This window comes from Pseudomonas sp. S2_B10 (assembly GCF_054668425.1).
Window position 1 is genome coordinate 4,313,081 of the sequence record NZ_CP162768.1, and the last position, 16,644, is coordinate 4,329,724.

General features: G+C 60.2%; 13 protein-coding genes and 2 tRNA genes. 5 read left to right on the top strand and 10 right to left on the bottom strand.

Going from position 1 to position 16,644, the window contains the following annotated elements; all coding sequences use genetic code 11:
* The first annotated feature begins 148 nt into the window (after nt 1-148).
* On the top strand, nt 149-1,990 hold the full coding sequence (locus AB4O45_RS19215) for a potassium transporter Kup (protein WP_370695135.1): 1,842 nt from the start codon (nt 149-151) through the stop codon (nt 1,988-1,990).
* A gap of 198 nt (nt 1,991-2,188) precedes the next feature.
* Here AB4O45_RS19215 and AB4O45_RS19220 read toward each other — a convergent pair whose 3' ends face one another.
* The 5 genes from AB4O45_RS19220 to AB4O45_RS19240 form a co-directional block, all read right to left on the bottom strand.
* Complete coding sequence (locus tag AB4O45_RS19220) at nt 2,189-2,518, bottom strand: DUF3077 domain-containing protein (protein ID WP_315436165.1); 330 nt, start codon at nt 2,516-2,518, stop codon at nt 2,189-2,191.
* Nucleotides 2,519-3,036: 518 nt separating this feature from the next.
* On the bottom strand, nt 3,037-4,332 hold the full coding sequence (locus AB4O45_RS19225) for a virulence factor family protein (protein WP_353188725.1): 1,296 nt from the start codon (nt 4,330-4,332) through the stop codon (nt 3,037-3,039).
* Nucleotides 4,332-6,971, bottom strand: a complete 2,640-nt coding sequence (mprF, locus tag AB4O45_RS19230) for a bifunctional lysylphosphatidylglycerol flippase/synthetase MprF (protein ID WP_252868894.1) — start codon at nt 6,969-6,971, stop codon at nt 4,332-4,334. Before mprF ends, AB4O45_RS19225 begins: the two co-directional genes overlap by 1 nt.
* A 279-nt stretch (nt 6,972-7,250) precedes the next feature.
* Nucleotides 7,251-7,327, bottom strand: a tRNA-Met gene (locus AB4O45_RS19235).
* 217 nt (nt 7,328-7,544) lie between these two features.
* Nucleotides 7,545-7,621, bottom strand: a tRNA-Met gene (locus tag AB4O45_RS19240).
* 279 nt (nt 7,622-7,900) lie between these two features.
* Here AB4O45_RS19240 and dinB point away from each other — a divergent pair.
* Entirely contained in the window at nt 7,901-8,962 is a 1,062-nt protein-coding gene (dinB, locus tag AB4O45_RS19245; protein ID WP_095180864.1) for a DNA polymerase IV, read from the top strand.
* Between the two features lie 126 nt (nt 8,963-9,088).
* Here the strand turns inward: dinB and AB4O45_RS19250 are convergent, their stop codons facing one another.
* The 4 genes from AB4O45_RS19250 to AB4O45_RS19265 all read right to left on the bottom strand — a co-directional run bounded on the left by AB4O45_RS19250 (nt 9,089) and on the right by AB4O45_RS19265 (nt 13,861).
* A complete protein-coding gene (locus AB4O45_RS19250; RefSeq protein ID WP_056783330.1) occupies nt 9,089-10,042 on the bottom strand; it encodes a hypothetical protein in 954 nt (317 codons plus the stop codon).
* Nucleotides 10,043-10,059: 17 nt separating this feature from the next.
* The gene (locus tag AB4O45_RS19255; protein WP_041478071.1) at nt 10,060-11,775 is read right to left on the bottom strand and encodes a proline--tRNA ligase; all 1,716 of its coding nucleotides are present in this window, start codon (nt 11,773-11,775) and stop codon (nt 10,060-10,062) included.
* A 129-nt stretch (nt 11,776-11,904) separates the two neighbouring features.
* On the bottom strand, nt 11,905-13,464 hold the full coding sequence (locus tag AB4O45_RS19260; protein ID WP_041478070.1) for an AmpG family muropeptide MFS transporter: 1,560 nt from the start codon (nt 13,462-13,464) through the stop codon (nt 11,905-11,907).
* Nucleotides 13,465-13,507: 43 nt separating this feature from the next.
* Nucleotides 13,508-13,861, bottom strand: coding sequence for an MGMT family protein (locus tag AB4O45_RS19265; RefSeq protein WP_071174585.1), 354 nt, complete (start codon nt 13,859-13,861; stop codon nt 13,508-13,510).
* Nucleotides 13,862-14,026: 165 nt separating this feature from the next.
* On the opposite strand from AB4O45_RS19265, the gene AB4O45_RS19270 reads away from it, so the two are divergent.
* Nucleotides 14,027-15,034, top strand: coding sequence for a DUF481 domain-containing protein (locus AB4O45_RS19270; RefSeq protein WP_460160433.1), 1,008 nt, complete (start codon nt 14,027-14,029; stop codon nt 15,032-15,034).
* Nucleotides 15,035-15,153: 119 nt separating this feature from the next.
* On the opposite strand, the gene AB4O45_RS19275 is transcribed toward AB4O45_RS19270, so the two are convergent.
* Complete coding sequence (locus AB4O45_RS19275; RefSeq protein WP_002554837.1) at nt 15,154-15,363, bottom strand: cold-shock protein; 210 nt, start codon at nt 15,361-15,363, stop codon at nt 15,154-15,156.
* Nucleotides 15,364-15,718: 355 nt separating this feature from the next.
* Here AB4O45_RS19275 and dcd point away from each other — a divergent pair, with 355 nt between their 5' ends.
* Entirely contained in the window at nt 15,719-16,285 is a 567-nt protein-coding gene (dcd, locus tag AB4O45_RS19280) for a dCTP deaminase (protein ID WP_007940589.1), read from the top strand.
* A 107-nt stretch (nt 16,286-16,392) separates the two neighbouring features.
* Nucleotides 16,393-16,602 (top strand): hypothetical protein, encoded by a 210-nt coding sequence (locus AB4O45_RS19285; RefSeq protein WP_016771389.1) that lies wholly within the window; start codon nt 16,393-16,395, stop codon nt 16,600-16,602.
* Nucleotides 16,603-16,644 lie beyond the last annotated feature (42 nt).

Sequence of the window (16,644 nt, forward strand, 5' to 3'; positions counted from 1 at the left end):
TCTGTAACAACAGGTAAAACAGCGCATGCTGCAACTCAAAGCATAGTGCTTCCTTCAAAGAAGCCGGTATCGAGATCAGGAGTGTTGGATGGGTCAGGCAAGTAGTCATGCGGCGGGCGCCGAGGGTTCGGCAAGCAGACCGCTGAGCATGCTGGTCGCGGCGGTCGGGGTGGTTTATGGCGACATCGGTACGAGCCCGTTGTACACCCTCAAGGAAGTGTTTTCCGGCGGTTACGGCGTGCCGGTCAATCACGACGGCGTGCTGGGCATTCTGTCGTTGATCTTCTGGTCGCTGATCTGGGTGGTATCGATCAAGTACATGATGTTCGTCCTGCGCGCCGACAACCAGGGCGAGGGCGGCATCATGGCCCTGACCGCACTGGCTCGGCGGGCAGCGGCGGGGCGCAAGCGCCTGCGCACGCTGTTGGTGGTGTGCGGGCTGATCGGCGCGGCGCTGTTCTATGGCGACAGCATGATCACCCCGGCCATTTCGGTGCTGTCGGCGATCGAAGGCCTTGGCCTGGCGTTTGACGGCATTGATCACTGGGTGGTGCCGCTGTCGCTGGTGGTGCTGGTCGCCTTGTTTCTGATTCAGCGCCACGGTACCGCGCGGATCGGTATTCTGTTCGGGCCGATCATGGTTACCTGGTTCCTCGTCCTCGGCGCGCTCGGTGTGTACGGCATCAGCCACACGCCGGAAGTGCTGCATGCGCTTAACCCGATGTGGGCGGTGAATTTTTTCGTCGTGCACCCAGGCATGGGCGTAGCGATCCTCGGCGCGGTAGTGCTGGCGCTGACCGGCGCGGAAGCGCTGTACGCCGACATGGGCCACTTCGGTCGCAAGCCGATCGCCCGCGCCTGGTTTCTGCTGGTGCTGCCGGCGCTGGTGCTGAATTACTTTGGCCAGGGCGCGTTGCTGCTGGAAAACCCGGAAGCCGCGCGCAACCCGTTCTATCTGCTGGCGCCGAGCTGGGCGCTGATTCCGCTGGTCGGCCTGTCGACCCTGGCCACGGTGATCGCTTCGCAAGCGGTGATTTCCGGTGCGTTCTCCCTGACCCGTCAGGCGATCCAGCTCGGTTACATCCCGCGCATGTACATCCAGCACACCTCCAGCGACGAACAAGGCCAGATCTACATCGGCGCGGTGAACTGGGCGCTGATGGTCGGCGTGGTGCTGTTGGTGCTGGGCTTCGAATCCTCCGGTGCACTGGCCTCGGCCTACGGCGTCGCAGTGACCGGCACTATGCTGATGACCACCATTCTGGTGTCGGCGGTCATGCTGCTGCTGTGGAAATGGCCACCGATCCTTGCGGTGCCGGTGTTGATCGGCTTCCTGTTGGTGGATGGTCTGTATTTCGCTGCCAACGTACCGAAGATCGTCCAGGGCGGCGCTTTCCCGGTGATCGCCGGTATCGCGCTGTTCGTGCTGATGACCACCTGGAAGCGCGGCAAACAGCTGCTGGTCGAACGCCTCGACGAAGGCGCGCTGCCGCTGCCGATCTTCATCAGCAGCATCCGCGTGCAACCGCCGCATCGGGTGCAAGGCACCGCGGTGTTCCTCACCGCACGCTCCGACGCCGTACCGCACGCGTTGTTGCACAATCTGCTGCATAACCAGGTGTTGCATGAGCAAGTGGTGTTGCTGACGGTGGTCTACGAAGACATCCCGCGCGTACCGCCATCGCGGCGCTTCGAGGTCGAAGCGCACGGCGAAGGCTTCTTCCGGGTGATCCTGCACTTCGGTTTCACCGACGAGCCAGACGTGCCGCAAGCGCTGAAGCTGTGTCATCTGGATGATCTGGACTTCAGCCCGATGCGCACGACCTACTTCCTCAGCCGTGAGACGGTGATTGCCTCGAAACTGGAAGGTATGGCCCGTTGGCGTGAGGCGCTGTTTGCGTTCATGTTGAAGAATGCCAATGGCAATTTGCGGTTCTTTAATCTGCCGCTGAACCGAGTGATTGAGTTGGGGACGCAGGTGGAGATGTAAGCCTGGCCTCAACTGAAAAGCCCCTGTCAGCCTTGTGGTTGGCGGGGGCTTTTTTGTGCCTGTGCCCAATCCCTCAAACCACCGCTGATTCCCTGTGGGAGCGAGCCTGCTCGCGAAGGCGTAGTGTCAGTCGAAGCATGTGGTGGCTGAACCACCGCATTCGCGAGCAGGCTCGCTCCCACAGGGTATTGGGTTGAATCAAGAGGTGCGTTCAGACAGATCAGCTTCAGATTCAGTCTTCGTCCGCGCAGGTCGTGGGATCAGCGCTTGGATCACGTCATCAACCAAGGCTTTGCCCATCACGGTCAGGTAATGCGCAGCCCAGGCATGGCGGTCGGTGTCTTTGATGAAGGCAGCGTCCTCGGCGAAGGATTTGGCGAGGGACAGCAGGTCGGAGGATTGGGACAAGGCATCGATGATCGGAATGCCGGAGCGGACGTTGAAGAACGCTTGATCCGCGTTGTAGAGGAAAGGGCTGAAGCCGATGGTTTTAGCGTTTGCAAGTCCGTACAGATCAGTTTCGGTCATCGTGTTACTCCTTAGTTCGAAGTGCCGCGACTTTCGTTACCACGCGAAAGGGAGGCAACTGTACGCAGGGTGGTAAACCGGGAACCAAGGAAACCGGCACGCCCGAAAGCGTCCCACGCACAGCCGCCATAACTTGAGGAGCGCGCTGTTGCGATGGTTTCTCCGGGTTACCACACCCGATCGCTGAATGGGTCAGCGACGTCCTGAGAGTATCCCGTCGAAAAACAGCGCAATAGAGCGGCACAGCGCCCCAACAAGAGTTTCGGAGTTTGCCTACAAGGTCTGTGGGCGTCATCTGATATTGCGAGACTGGAAGTAAACGAAAGTAAACACCTGGCACTTTTTTCTCTGTGGGAGCGAGCCTGCTCGCGAAGACGCAGTGTCAGTCGACGAATCTGTAAACTGACCCACCGCTTTCGCGAGCAGGCTCGCTCCCACAGGGATTTTGGTGGCTGTTGGGATGTAAAAAGCCCCCGCAACTTCGCAGTTGCGGGGGCTTTTTGTGGGCGTGGCTCAGATCACTCTTCGGCGACCGAGTCCTTGCTCTGGCGCTTCTGAATCAAGTCCACCAAACGCTTGGCCAGCGCTGGATAGTTCTCGTCGAAGTGGTGGCCGCCGGGCAGTTTCACCGCTTCGCCAACAGCAGTCTTGTCGGTGCAGCCGCTTTCATCGGTCTCTTCTTCGCCATAGATGCACACAACCTTGGCCGCTGGCAGCTTGGCCATTTCCGGGCCGGTCGCGGCTTCTTTGCCGGCGTTGCCCAGCCAGCCTTCGACTTCGATTTCGAAGCTGCCGGTGCGGGCGAAGGCGAGCAGGATGATCGCGTCGACGCGTTGCTGTTCGTTCTCTGGCAGGCGGTTGTATATCGCCGGCAGGACGTCAGCGCCGAACGAATAGCCGGTGAGGATGAAGCGTTTGGTGCCCCATTTCTGACGGTAGTGCTGCATCAGTTCGGTTAGATCCAGCGCGCTTTGCTCCGGGCTCTTGTGCTGCCAGTAGTAGCGCAGGGTGTCGATGCCGACGACCGGGTAGCCGATCTTGGCCATTTCGCCCGCCACGTCACGGTCGAGGTCGCGCCAGCCGCCATCGCCGGAGAGGAACAGGGTCACGGTGTCGTTGGCCTGACCGGCCGGCACTTCCACGACCGGGATCGCCAGGCCGCCGTTGGCCTTGTCGCCGCCGACGAGGATTTTGCGCAGTTCGTTGTTCAGCACTTGCGGCAGGTTGATGTCGTAGTCGCTGATGCTGGTTTCGGCGTTCGGCTGATCGCGCACGAAGCCCGCGCTGGCGTCGTCCGGGTTGTCGTTCCACGCCACCAGCCAGTGGCCGTGGGCGGCGGATTTCGGCAGCAGGTGAGTGCAGCCGGGTTTTTCCAGGGCCAGATCGACGGAGACGGCCTGGGCCTTGTCGTCTTTCTGTTCTGCCAGCCAGCGCCACGCCAGCACAGCGCCCGGGCCGATGCCGCTGACCAGGGTGGCCGGGCCGTTCAATTCGCGCAGGCCCGATTGCAGGGCGCGGCTTTGCAGCAGGCAGTCCTTGGGCAGAATCACCTGGACGATCTGCGCCGAAGCGCTGCGGCTGAGGGTGGTCAGTTGTTTCTCGGAGAGCTTCTGGTCGTCGGTGACGGCCACCAGCACCTGAGCCTTCGGCTTGTTGCCGGGGATCACGCGGGTCATGGCGGTGCCATCGGCAGGTTTCAGTTGTTCGACGGTCGGTTCCGGTGCCGGACGTTTGAGGTACCAGTAACCGCCGCCGGCAATCACGGCCAGCACCAGCAGGGCGGCCAGGATGTACTTCAGGGAGCGTTGAATCATCAGCGTTTCACCAATCCAGTCAAGCCGCCCGCGATCAGGGCAGCAGTGTCGGCCAGCGCCACGAGCGGATCAAGTCCGGCGGGCACGGCCATATAACGGGGTTCCCAGTCGGGCTGGAACTTGTCTTTGAAGCGGCGCAAGCCTTGGAAGTTGTACAGCTGCTCACCACGGCGGAAGACCATCGAGCCCAGCCGCTGGGTCAGCGGTGCGCCGCGCCGGGGTTGCAGCCCCGACAACGGCACCATGCCCAGGCTGAAGCGCGCGTATCCGTGACTCTTATAGTGTTGAATCAGGCCGACCATCATGAATTCCATGGTCAGCTTCGGCGCTTCCGGGTGCGCGCGCATCAGGTCGAGACTGGCCAGATCGTGGCTGTAGGTCTCGAGCAGATTGGCGAACGCTACCGGGCGGCCTTCGAAGCGAATCACCGCAATGCGGAAATGCTTCAGGTAATCGTCGCTGAAGCGGCCGAGGGAGAAGCCTTTCTCGCGCACGTTCTTGCCGGTCAGCCAGGCATCGGAAATCACTTTCAGCTCGTCCATCGGCGCCTGCCCCGGCTCATGGATTTCCAGCGACAGTCCATCGCGGGTGCCACGGTTCCAGGTGTAGCGCAGGTCCTTCATCTCCTTACCCTTGGCTTCCAGATCGAAGCGTTGCAGATCGACCCGGGCTTCTTCGCCGAGCTTGATCGCCGTCAGGCCGATGTCCATGTAGTACGGCAGATTCTCCGCGCGCACCTGATAGAACACGGGGCGGGTGTGATGGATGTCGCAGAGATCGCGGAACTGCCAGATCATTTCCGCGCGTTGCTGGCTCGGCCCGATCGGGTCGTACAGCGCCACCAGACTGCGGCCACGGCGGGCGTACATCAGGAACGCCTCATCGTTGGGGTGAAACAGCAACGCCTTGTCACCGGTCAGCGCGAGGCCGCCGTCGGGTTGCGACGAGGCCATGAGAATCTTTGCCGCGCGATCCAGTTCCTCCGGCGTCGGCAAATGAATCACCGGGCGCGCCGTGCGCAGCAGCCAGGTCAGCGAGATGATCACCAGCAACACCGCCGCGCCGAGCAGCGAGCGCAGACCGCGCGGCGCGTCAGCATCGAGGGTGAACTGCCACCACAGTTGATGGCTGTAGGGTACGTCCTGATAGGCGAACAGCAGCAACCAGGCCGAAGCGCCCAGCACGCAGAGACTGGCGACCAGATACAGCGGCGAAAACGGCAGTTCGGTCAAACGGCTCGGACGGTAGAAGGAGCGGCGGAACACGCCGAGCAGCGCGGCCGTCAACGTCATCAGCGTGGCTTCTTCCCAGTCGAAGCCTTTGAGCAGCGAGAGCAGGGCGCCAACCAGCAGCAGAATGGTGGTCAGCATCCACGCCGCCGACAGGCGCCGGCGCAGACCTTGTGCGAGCAACAGACAGAGGACGCCGATCAGGCTGGCGCCGAAGTGCGAGGCGTCGACCAGACGATGCGGGATCAGAAAACCGATGTGCTCCAGGCGGGTATCGATTTCCGGGGTCGCGCCGGAAAACAGCAGCACCACGCCAGACAGGAACACCAGCACCGCCAGAACCGGCGCGGCCAGACCGGACGCCGCGCGCATGGTCTGGGATTGAAACAGGCGCTGGCCTTCGTTGATCAGCAGCAATACGCAAGCGACCAGCAGCGGCAGCACCACGTAGATCAGGCGATACAGCAGCAGTGCAGCGGCCAGCGGCGCGGCGCCAAGCTTGTCGGCAAACGCGGCGAGCAGAATCGCTTCGAACACACCGACGCCGCCAGGTACATGACTGAGTACACCGGCGGCCAGCGCCAGCAGATACACAAGCAGGAACGGCGCAAACGGCGGCGCTTCCGGCAGCAACAAGTAGAGAACGGTGGCGGCAGCCGCGACATCGAGGGCGGTGATCACCAGTTGCAGAAAGGTCAGACGCCGACCCGGCAGGCGCAGGGTGCGCCGCCCGGCACGGACCAGCAGATTGTCGGGGTAGGGTTGTTCCGGCAGGCGACGACGATAGATGCCGATCGCCAGCACCGTACCAAGGATCAATACGGCAGCGGCGACCGAGCCCAGCAAGATTTCGGACAGCCCCAGCGCTTGCGAGGCGGCGGGCAGGTTGCTCAGGGTGGCCAGCGCTGCCAGTGGCGGCAAGGCGCAGCCCAGCGAGAGGCTGGCAAATAGCGTCATGTGCGCAACTTCCGACGCACCGACGCCCAGTCGCGCATATAAACGATAACGAACCGAGCCGCCGGACAGCAGCGACAGACCAATGGCATTGCCAATCGCAAATGCGGTGAAGCCGCCGAGGGCGAGCGTGCGCGGCGGCAGTTTCACGCCAGCGTAGCGGCTGGCCGACCATTCATAGCCGAGCAGAATGATGAACCCGACCACGGTCGCACCGATGGCGCCGAGCAGGGCGGGTTTCGGCACGTCGAGAATCGAGTCATGCAACGCGTCGAGATCGAGCTCGGCGAGCAGATGGCGGCAGGCAATCAGGGCAATGGCAAACAGCAGCAACGTGACGGCCAGACCGATCGGCTGACGGTATTTGCTTAATCGATCCAGCCAGCGCAAACGCTCGGGTTTGATCGGTTGTTCTGCTGTAACGGTGTCTTGTGGATCAGACGAGTTGGCGCGCATCAATCACCTCTTGGATTGTGCGCGACAGGATGGAGGTATCCAGCCAAGTTACCAATCCCTGTAGAAAAAAATAATCACAAAATACTACGCCTCTCGTCGGGCATCGGCGAGGGCAGTTCCTGGATTGCAGAAACCCTGTCTGCGACTCAAGCATAGTCGCAAGTCAGTGGTTCTGATGATCCCCAGCGGTTCACTGAACAGTGACAGATCATTGTTGCGAAAGGACTTTTTCAACAGATACAAAAAAGGCCACTCTTTCGAGTAGCCTTTTTTGATGTTTGGTTGCGGGAGCCGGATTTGAACCGACGACCTTCGGGTTATGAGCCCGACGAGCTACCAGACTGCTCCATCCCGCGTCTGTGTGGCGGCATTCTACAGGCGAACGGCGAGGTGTCAACCGCTAATCCTGGAATGGCCCAAATAACTGCGAAATCGCGGCGACCGGTCGCAGTTAATGCGTAAGTTTCGGAAATGCAACAAATTGCCGTTTCGCTGGAGATTGAGCAGGGCGCCCGTTTGCAAAACAGACGCGCACAAAAAAGGCCACTCTTTCGAGTAGCCTTTTCTGATGTTTGGTTGCGGGAGCCGGATTTGAACCGACGACCTTCGGGTTATGAGCCCGACGAGCTACCAGACTGCTCCATCCCGCGTCTGTGTGGCGGCATTCTACAGAGGTTCGCGAGTGTGTCAACCGTCGATCCGGATAAATCTGTTGAGGTTCAAGCGCTTAGCGTATTTTCACGGCGGGCGGTAGGCGCGCAGGGCAAGTGGCGCAAGGCTTTCAGCTCTATTGCGCGCTGATCTGTGATTGAAAAAATAAATTCATCGGAAATCTCCTACGGTCGGAAAAGAACATTCAACCACTGGTGCTATATACAGGTGTCAATGAGATACTGCCGCTCCGGCTTGCCACGTTGTCTTTTTCCGACATGACCCAGCGAAAAATCATCCACGTCGACTGTGACTGTTTCTATGCTGCCATCGAGATGCGCGATGACCCGCGTCTGGCCGGCAAGCCACTGGCGGTGGGTGGTTCGGCGGATCGGCGCGGGGTGATCGCCACCTGCAACTATGAAGCGCGCGCCTATGGTGTGCGCTCGGCCATGGCTTCCGGGCATGCATTAAAGCTGTGTCCGGACCTGACCATCGTCAAGCCGCGCATGGACGCTTATCGGGAAGCGTCGAAGGAAATTCATACGATCTTCGCCGACTACACCGACCTGATCGAGCCGCTGTCGCTCGACGAGGCCTATCTGGACGTGTCCGACAGCGCGCATTTCGGCGGCAGCGCCACGCGCATCGCCCAAGACATTCGCCGCCGGGTCTCCAACCAATTGCACATCACCGTTTCCGCAGGCGTTGCGCCAAACAAATTTCTGGCGAAGATCGCCAGCGACTGGAAAAAACCCAACGGTTTGTTCGTGATCACCCCGGATCAGGTCGAGGAGTTCGTCAGTGGTCTGCCGGTGAGCAAGCTGCACGGCGTCGGCAAGGTCACCGCCGACAAGCTCGGCAAGCTCGGCATCGTTGACTGCCAGCACCTGCGCGAGTGGGGCAGGCTGGCGCTGGTGCGCGAATTCGGCAGTTTCGGCGAGCGCTTGTGGAATCTGGCCCGTGGAATCGATGACCGGCTGGTGCACAACGACAGCCGCCGTCAGTCGATCAGCGTGGAAAACACCTACGACGTTGATCTGCCGGACTTGCGCAGCTGCCTGGACAAATTGCCCGAGCTGCTCGATACCCTGAAAACCCGCATGGCCCGAATCGACGGCAGTTATCGACCGGGCAAGCCGTTCGTCAAAGTCAAATTCCATGATTTCACCCAGACCACGCTGGAGCAGGCCGGGGCAGGGCGCGACCTGGGCAGTTACCAGTTGATGCTGACGCAGGCGTTCAATCGCGGCGGCAAGCCGGTGCGGCTGTTGGGGGTGGGAGTGAGGCTGGAGGATTTGCGCGGCGGGTTTGAGCAGATGGAGTTGTTTGAGCGGTAGATTTGCGGCGTATTCAGATAATCATCGCGGGCAAGCCCGCTCCCACATTGATCGATGGTGAAACACATATTGTGTGAACACCCATAAACCCTGTGGGAGCGGGCTTGCCCGCGATGCCTTTAGCTTTTAATTCGGTCCCGGATCTGCAACCAGGCGCCCGGCATCCTTGGCCAAAGACTTGAGAAACTCAGCCTGCAACTCCGGATCGTTGCGCGTCAGTTCGATCAGGCTCTGTTCCAGTTCGCTGGCTTCTTCTTCCAGGCCCAGCTCCGACAGGCGTTTGACCCGGTGTACCCACTGGCTCACCTCGTCATCTTCCAGATCGTCATAAATCAGCCCATGCGCCTCAATCAACTTGCCGCGCAGGTGGCCGCTGAGCATCAGGGTCGAGTCGGAATGCACATCGTCCTTGGCGTCTTCGACACTGATCTGCAAGCGGCCGACATGGTTGAGGTCATGTTCGGCGAACGGACTGTCGAGCAGATTCAAGCGCAGCACACCGTTGCGGTCGGTGGTCATGTCGAACGTCTGCTTGCCGGCCTTGACCTGCACCGGTCGTTCGCTCCACGGCAGGCTCGAATACTCCGTGCGCTTGTCGCGCTGGACTTCGTCGATGCCCGCGAGGTTCTGCTGCGCACGACCATTGGACTGCACGTTCATGAACGGGTTGAGCCCGGCGAAACCGTAGCTCAGCCAATCCCGGGTGACGCTATCCGGCAGGTTTCCGAGGGCAAACACGTTGACCACGTTGGCACCGACACCACCGACCACGGCCACCGCGCCCAGCGGAATCTCGTAGACTTCGCGCCAGGGTTGGTAAGGCGTGTAGCGGTCGTAGCGACGGGTGACCTCGAACTCGGTGACTTCGAAAGTCTTCTGCTCGTTTATCTTCACGCGTCGCTGCGGCAGCTCGAGCACCTTGGGCTCGCCGACATCGATCTGCAGGCTGTGATCGAGCAACTTTCGCTCGACCCGCTCTTCGTGCTCGCTGCGTTGCGACATGTGATTGGCGCAGCCGCTGACCAGCAGGGCGCCGCACAGGGCGGCGCCACCGAGGCCTAAGGTGTTTCGCTTGAACATGACGTCTCTATCTGGTTTCAGCGGCGGATACGGGCCTGAAGGAAGGACACAACATCGGCCACCGGCAGCGCTTGCGCCTCTGCTTCGGAACGACTCTTGTATTCCAGGTTGCCTTCGGCGAGGCCGCGGTCGCTGACCACGATCCGGTGTGGAATGCCGATCAGCTCCATGTCCGCGAACTTGATGCCCGGGCTGGTTTTCTTGTCGCGATCGTCCAGCAGCACTTCGAAGCCGGCCGCCGTCAGTTCGGCATAGAGCTTGTCGGTGGCTTCGCGCACCTGCTCGGTTTCATAGCGCAGCGGTACCAGCGCGATCTGGAACGGCGCCAGGGTGTCGCTCCAGATGATGCCGTTGGCGTCGTTGTTCTGCTCGATAGCTGCAGCGACCACGCGGGAAACGCCAATGCCGTAGCAACCCATTTCCAGAGTCACCGGCTTGCCGTTTTCGCCCAGCACTTCGCACTTCATCGCCTTGCTGTACTTGTTGCCCAGCTGGAAGATGTGTCCGACTTCGATGCCGCGCTTGATTTCCAGCGTGCCTTTGCCGTCCGGGCTTGGGTCTCCGGCGACGACGTTGCGCAGGTCGGCAACGGTCGGAACCGGTAGATCACGCTCCCAGTTAACGCCGAAATAGTGCTTGTCGTCGATGTTCGCGCCAATGCCGAAGTCGCTCATCATCGCCACCGAGCGGTCGATGATGATCGGCAGCGGCAGGTTCAGCGGGCCGAGCGAGCCGGCGCCGGCGCCAATCGCGTCACGCAGTTCGGCATCGGAGGCCATCACCAGCGGGCTGGCCACGCCAGGCTGGTTGGCAGCCTTGATTTCGTTCAGTTCGTGGTCGCCACGAATCACCAGCGCGATCAGCTTGCCTTCTTCTTCGGCATGGACGATCAGGGTCTTGATGGTCTTTTCAATCGGCAGATTGAATTTTTCCACCAGGGCGGCGATGGTTTTCGTGTCCGGTGTGTCGACCAGACGCAGCTCTTCGGTTGGCGCAGGGCGCGAGGTTTCCCGTGGCACCGCTTCGGCTTTTTCGATGTTCGCCGCGTAGTCGGAGCCGTTGCTGAAGACGATATCGTCTTCGCCGGACTCGGCCAGTACGTGGAATTCGTGGGAACCGGCACCACCGATCGAACCGTTATCGGCTTCTACCGGGCGGAATTTCAGGCCCAGACGCGTGAAGATGTTGCAGTAGGCTTCATGCATGCGGTCGTAGGTGACCTGCAGCGACGCCTGATCAGCGTGGAAGGAGTAGGCGTCCTTCATGATGAATTCGCGGCCGCGCATCAAACCGAAGCGTGGGCGGATTTCGTCGCGGAATTTGGTCTGGATCTGATACAGGTTGATTGGCAGCTGTTTGTAGCTGCTCAACTCGTTGCGCATCAGATCGGTGATCACTTCTTCGTGAGTCGGGCCCGCGCAGAAATCACGACCATGGCGGTCTTTGATGCGCAGCAGCTCAGGGCCGTATTCTTCCCAGCGCCCCGATTCCTGCCACAGCTCGGCCGGTTGGGTGCTCGGCATCAACACTTCCAGAGAACCGGCAGCGTTCATCTCTTCGCGAACGATGGCTTCGACCTTGCGCATGACTCGCAGGCCCATCGGCAGCCAGGTGTACAGGCCCGAGGCAAGCTTGCGGATCATGCCGGCGCGCAGCATCAGCTGGTGGCTGATCACGACCGCGTCGGAAGGCGTTTCTTTCTGTGTGGCGAGCAAAAATTGACTGGTGCGCATGGTTGGCCGTTGTCGGTTGCTATGACTGGAAATGACGGAGCAGTGTACCGGCGAGTTTTGCTGACGTACAGAAGTGTGGCCGGCGGAAGGCGCCAGCGGCGGGATTCCTCCCGCCATTGGCGAAGCGTCCTACGATTCTTCGGTGACGGGCGTCGGTGCAGGCTCGGGCGTCGGTGTTTGTCCTTCGCGGCGGCGCTCCTGGAACCAGTGCAGCGCGATCAGTAACAGCGTCGGTACGCCGAGCAGGGCGGTAATGAGGAAGAAGCTGTGATAACCGAACTTCTCGACCAGCACGCCGGAATAGCCGCCCATCAGGCGCGGCAGCAGCAACATGATCGAGCTGAGCAGGGCATATTGCGTAGCGGAAAACTTCAGGTTGGTCAGGCTCGACAGGTAGGCAACGAACGCCGATGTCGCCAGGCCCGAGCTGAAGTTGTCGAGGGAAATGGTCACCACCAGCATCTGCAGGTTCGGGCCCATGTCCGCGAGCATGACGAACAGCAGGTTGGTCGCTGCCGAAGACACACCACCGATAAACAGAATCGGCAGAATGCCGAAACGCACGATCAACAGGCCACCCATGCCGGCGCCGACGAGGGTCATGATCAGGCCGAAAATCTTGCTGACACTGGCGATCTGATCCTTGGTGAAACCCTGGTCGATGTAGAACACGTTGGCCATCACGCCCATTACCGTGTCGGACATCCGGTAAGTGGCGATCAGGCCCAGCAGCAACAGCGCCTGCCAGCGATAACGCAGGATGAAGTCATTGATCGGCGTCAGTACCGGCGCCAGTCCGCGCCGGCCCATGGCCGACAGACACATCCCCGTCAGCAACGTATAGAGGATGGCACGCAGGAAGGCGCGGTCTTCGAGCAGCAAATCGAGTGGGCTCATGTCGCCGAACAGCACGCCGGCGAAATCGGTGTTGTATAGCTGGGTGAACATCGCCGGTACGGAAACCAGCAGCACGATCAGCACGAACACCGACATCAATTGATGCATGAACGTATAGCGCCCGGCCTGCAACTGCGTGCGCAGCGGTACGGGTGGTTCACGCATGAACAGCGTGGTCAGCAGCGCGGGCACCATCAATGCGCCGAACAGCACATAGGTGCCGGTCCAAGCTGCGTGCTTATAGTTGAAGCCGGTGGAGCCGAAACCTTCGGCGAAGAATAGCGCGCCGGCGGTGGCGAGCAGGGCGGCGACGCGGTAACCGGACATGTAGCTGGCGGCGAGAGCGGCCTGGCGGCTGTCATCGGCGATTTCCAGGCGATAGGCGTCGACCGCGATATCTTGCGTGGCGGAGGCGAAGGCAACCACGACGGCAATGGCGATCAGCCAGGATAAATGCTTCTGCGGATCACAGAAACCCATGCCGATCAGGCCGAGAATCACCAGTGCCTGGGAGAGCACCAGCCAGGAACGGCGGCGGCCGAGTTTGCCCAGCAAGGGCAGGCGCCATTGATCGAGCAGCGGCGACCAGACCCATTTGAACGCGTACGCCAGGCCGATCAGGCTGGCATAGCCAATGGTTTCACGGGCCACGCCTGCTTCACGCAGCCATACGGAGAGCGTCGAGAACACCAGCATGTACGGCAGGCCGGCGGCAAAACCGAGCAACAACAGCACGAGCGTCGAAGGACTGGCATAGGCGGCGAGCGCGGCGCGCCAGGTTTTACGGGGCATGGGCTGAAGTCTGCCTCAAAATTGCGAAAACAAAGCGCGCACTCTAACCGCTGTGCTCTACCGGACGCCAGCCATGGCGCCGAATATCCACACGATTGTTCTGGACGGTGATGCCTTCCATGCGCAATCGCGCGCGCTGCTCGTCACCGGAAGGGCTGCCGACCGGCAGACTGATGCGCCCGCCGGCGCCGAGTACGCGGTGCCAGGGCAGCCTGGTGTCGCCGGGCAACTGGCTCAAGGTCCGTCCGACCCAGCGCGCGGCGCGGCCCAGCCCGGCAAGTTCGGCCAACTGGCCATAACTGACGACTTTGCCTTCAGGCACTTGCGCGAGTGTTGAGTAGAGTGCCGTGCGTCGGATTTGCGCATCGTTTTCGACGCTGTCGAGCGGGTCTTTCACGTACGCGGCTCCTGAGCATTGGCGTGATGATGGCGACAAGGGTAATCGCTCGTGGCGCAGTTGAGAAATGAACTCAATTGAAATAGTCCGGTCAGTCCTTGTCATGGGCAAAATCCTACGGATAATGCCGACCCTTTTCGCCAACTCTGAGCCCCCGATCTGCTTATGTTCCCCAGAACCCTGTTGTGCCTTGCTGTTTTCAGCGCGTCCACGCCCCTGCTTGCCGACACCGTCTGGTTGAAAAACGGCGACAAGCTGAGTGGCACTATCACGGTTTTCGACGGCGGCAAGCTGTTGATCCAGACCAAATACGCCGGCGCAGTGGCGATTGACTGGAAAGAGGTCAAGACCCTCGACAGCGATCAGCATCTGCTGGTGAAGCAAGACGCCTATGCCGGCGAAGTGTCGAAGTCGCTGACGGCGGCTGACGATGGCAAGGTTACTCTGGCCAATGGCGAGGCGCCGAAGACGGTCGAATTGGCGAGCATTCAGCAGATTCTCAAGCCCAAGCCGATCGTCACCGACCTGGTATGGAAGGGCAGCGTCGATCTGGCGCTGGACTATCAGCGCGCCGAAAAGGACACCGACGATTACGACGTTGCCTTCAAGACTTCGGCTCGCCATGGTCGCTGGCGCCATACCGGCGAGGGCGAGTACAACCGCGAAGTCCAGGATGCGGAAACCACCACCAACAACTGGCGCGCCGAATATTCCCTCGACCGTTTCCTCACCGATCAGTGGTTCTGGCAGGGGCGCATCAACTACAAGCGTGATCACATCGAAGAGCTGGCGCGTCAGCGCGTGGTCGGTACCGGTCCGGGTTACCAGTTCTGGGACGATGAACTGGGTGCGTTCTCGCTGGGCTCGTTGCTCAACCGCACCGACTATGAATACCGCGATGGCAGCAAGGACAACTTCTACTCCGTCGCGATGAAGTGGGACTACAACCGCTACCTGATCGGCAAGAAGGTCGAGTTCTTCACCAATGGCGAAGTCGGCAAGCCGCTGTCGGGCGTTGCCGATTACGCACTGGATGCCGAGCTGGGCCTGCGCTACAAGGTCACCGACTGGGCCTCGCTCAACCTCAAGGCCGAGCGCGACATCATCAGTGGCACCAACGATGCGGATCTGAACAAGACCCGTTATACCGCAGGGTTTGGCGTCGCCTGGTAAGGGCAGAAACAAAAAAATCGCGGCCTCAAGGGTCGCGATTTTTTTTGCCAGCGCAAAACAGGCGCCCACAAAAAAGCCCCGCTTTTAAGGGCGGGGCTCTTTTCTAAAGAAGCTACAAGTTAGATAACTTGTACTTCTTCAGCTTGCATGCCTTTCTGACCGCGGGTAGCGATGAAAGAAACCTGTTGGCCTTCTTTCAGGCTTTTGAAGCCGTCGGATTGGATAGCTTTGAAGTGAACGAACAGGTCGTCACCGGATTGTGGAGTGATGAAGCCGAAGCCTTTTTCATCGTTGAACCACTTAACGGTACCGGTTTGGCGATTAGACATGGTGTAACTCCTTGAACAAAGATAACTGCGACTCAGGAAGAACCCTGGCCGAGACTGAGTGCAAAGAGCAGGAAAAATTCTTGTAGATGGTTGGATCGAAATTCAACATATCGTGTAGAGATTCTCAGTGACACAAGCAACACAGTGACGCCACCTTAACCCTTTTTCCGGAACGTGCCAATGTTTCTTGCAAAGGATTCTGTGTTTTAGGGATCGGCGGTGCGACGGTTCGTCGCCACATCGCGTAAATACGGGGTGTTCGCCGAGAATTGCGTTGCGCACTTTGAACGAGGCGACGCGCCCGGTAAGATGCCGGACAGAATTTTTCCACCTCGCTATTCAGGACAAACCCGCCATGAGCATCAAATCGGACAAGTGGATTCGCCGCATGGCGCAGGAACACGGCATGATCGAACCGTTCGTCGAGCGCCAGATGCGCGGCAGCGACGACAGCCGGGTGATTTCCTACGGCGTGTCGAGCTACGGCTACGACGTGCGTTGCACCAACCACTTCAAGGTGTTCACCAACATCAACTCGGCCATTGTCGACCCGAAGAACTTCGACGCCGGCAGCTTCGTCGACATCCACAGCGACGTCTGCATCATTCCGCCGAACTCCTTCGCCCTGGCCAGCACCGTCGAATACTTCCGCATTCCGCGCAACGTGCTGACCATCTGCCTGGGTAAAAGCACCTACGCGCGCTGCGGCATCATCGTCAACGTCACTCCACTCGAGCCTGAGTGGGAAGGTCATGTGACCCTGGAATTTTCCAATACCACCAACCTGCCGGCGAAAATCTACGCCAACGAAGGTGTGGCGCAGATGCTCTTCCTCGAATCCGATGAAGAATGTGAAGTTTCCTACAAGGATCGTGGCGGCAAATATCAGGGCCAGCGTGGCGTGACCTTGCCGCGTACCTGATCGACCATCCGACGGATGTCGGGAATTCTTTGGCGGGCAGACACTCTATGGGGTGTACTGCCCGTTTTTGTTACACACAGATTCGGGCCTTCACTGAGGAGTGCCCTATGAAGATCGACCCGCGAATCAGCGCTGAACTGGCAAGGCTTGAGCCCAATCAGATAGGCGTTCTGGCCTGGTCGTTACTGGCGAATCCGTCTTTGAGTCTGTCCGGCGGCGTGCCCGGCCAGCCCGATCCCGATACTCCCAACGAACAACCGACCGAACCAGGCGAACCGACGCTGCCGGACGAGCCGCCTCCGGCGCCTGTCGCCTGATCCACCGGCATGGATATGGCCCGTCAGTCTGATCGATGTGAG

Bases quoted from the DNA above. Each gene is read 5' to 3' on its own strand.
- AB4O45_RS19255 (WP_041478071.1), bottom strand. From the start codon at position 11,775: ATGCGCACCAGTCAATTTTTGCTCGCCACACAGAAAGAAACGCCTTCC.
- AB4O45_RS19285 (WP_016771389.1), top strand. From the start codon at position 16,393: ATGAAGATCGACCCGCGAATCAGCGCTGAACTGGCAAGGCTTGAGCCC.
- mprF (WP_252868894.1), bottom strand. From the start codon at position 6,971: ATGCGCGCCAACTCGTCTGATCCACAAGACACCGTTACAGCAGAACAA.
- AB4O45_RS19215 (WP_370695135.1), top strand. From the start codon at position 149: ATGCTGGTCGCGGCGGTCGGGGTGGTTTATGGCGACATCGGTACGAGC.
- AB4O45_RS19270 (WP_460160433.1), top strand. From the start codon at position 14,027: ATGTTCCCCAGAACCCTGTTGTGCCTTGCTGTTTTCAGCGCGTCCACG.
- dinB (WP_095180864.1), top strand. From the start codon at position 7,901: ATGACCCAGCGAAAAATCATCCACGTCGACTGTGACTGTTTCTATGCT.
- AB4O45_RS19275 (WP_002554837.1), bottom strand. From the start codon at position 15,363: ATGTCTAATCGCCAAACCGGTACCGTTAAGTGGTTCAACGATGAAAAA.
- AB4O45_RS19220 (WP_315436165.1), bottom strand. From the start codon at position 2,518: ATGACCGAAACTGATCTGTACGGACTTGCAAACGCTAAAACCATCGGC.
- AB4O45_RS19260 (WP_041478070.1), bottom strand. From the start codon at position 13,464: ATGCCCCGTAAAACCTGGCGCGCCGCGCTCGCCGCCTATGCCAGTCCT.
- AB4O45_RS19225 (WP_353188725.1), bottom strand. From the start codon at position 4,332: ATGATTCAACGCTCCCTGAAGTACATCCTGGCCGCCCTGCTGGTGCTG.
- AB4O45_RS19250 (WP_056783330.1), bottom strand. From the start codon at position 10,042: ATGTTCAAGCGAAACACCTTAGGCCTCGGTGGCGCCGCCCTGTGCGGC.
- dcd (WP_007940589.1), top strand. From the start codon at position 15,719: ATGAGCATCAAATCGGACAAGTGGATTCGCCGCATGGCGCAGGAACAC.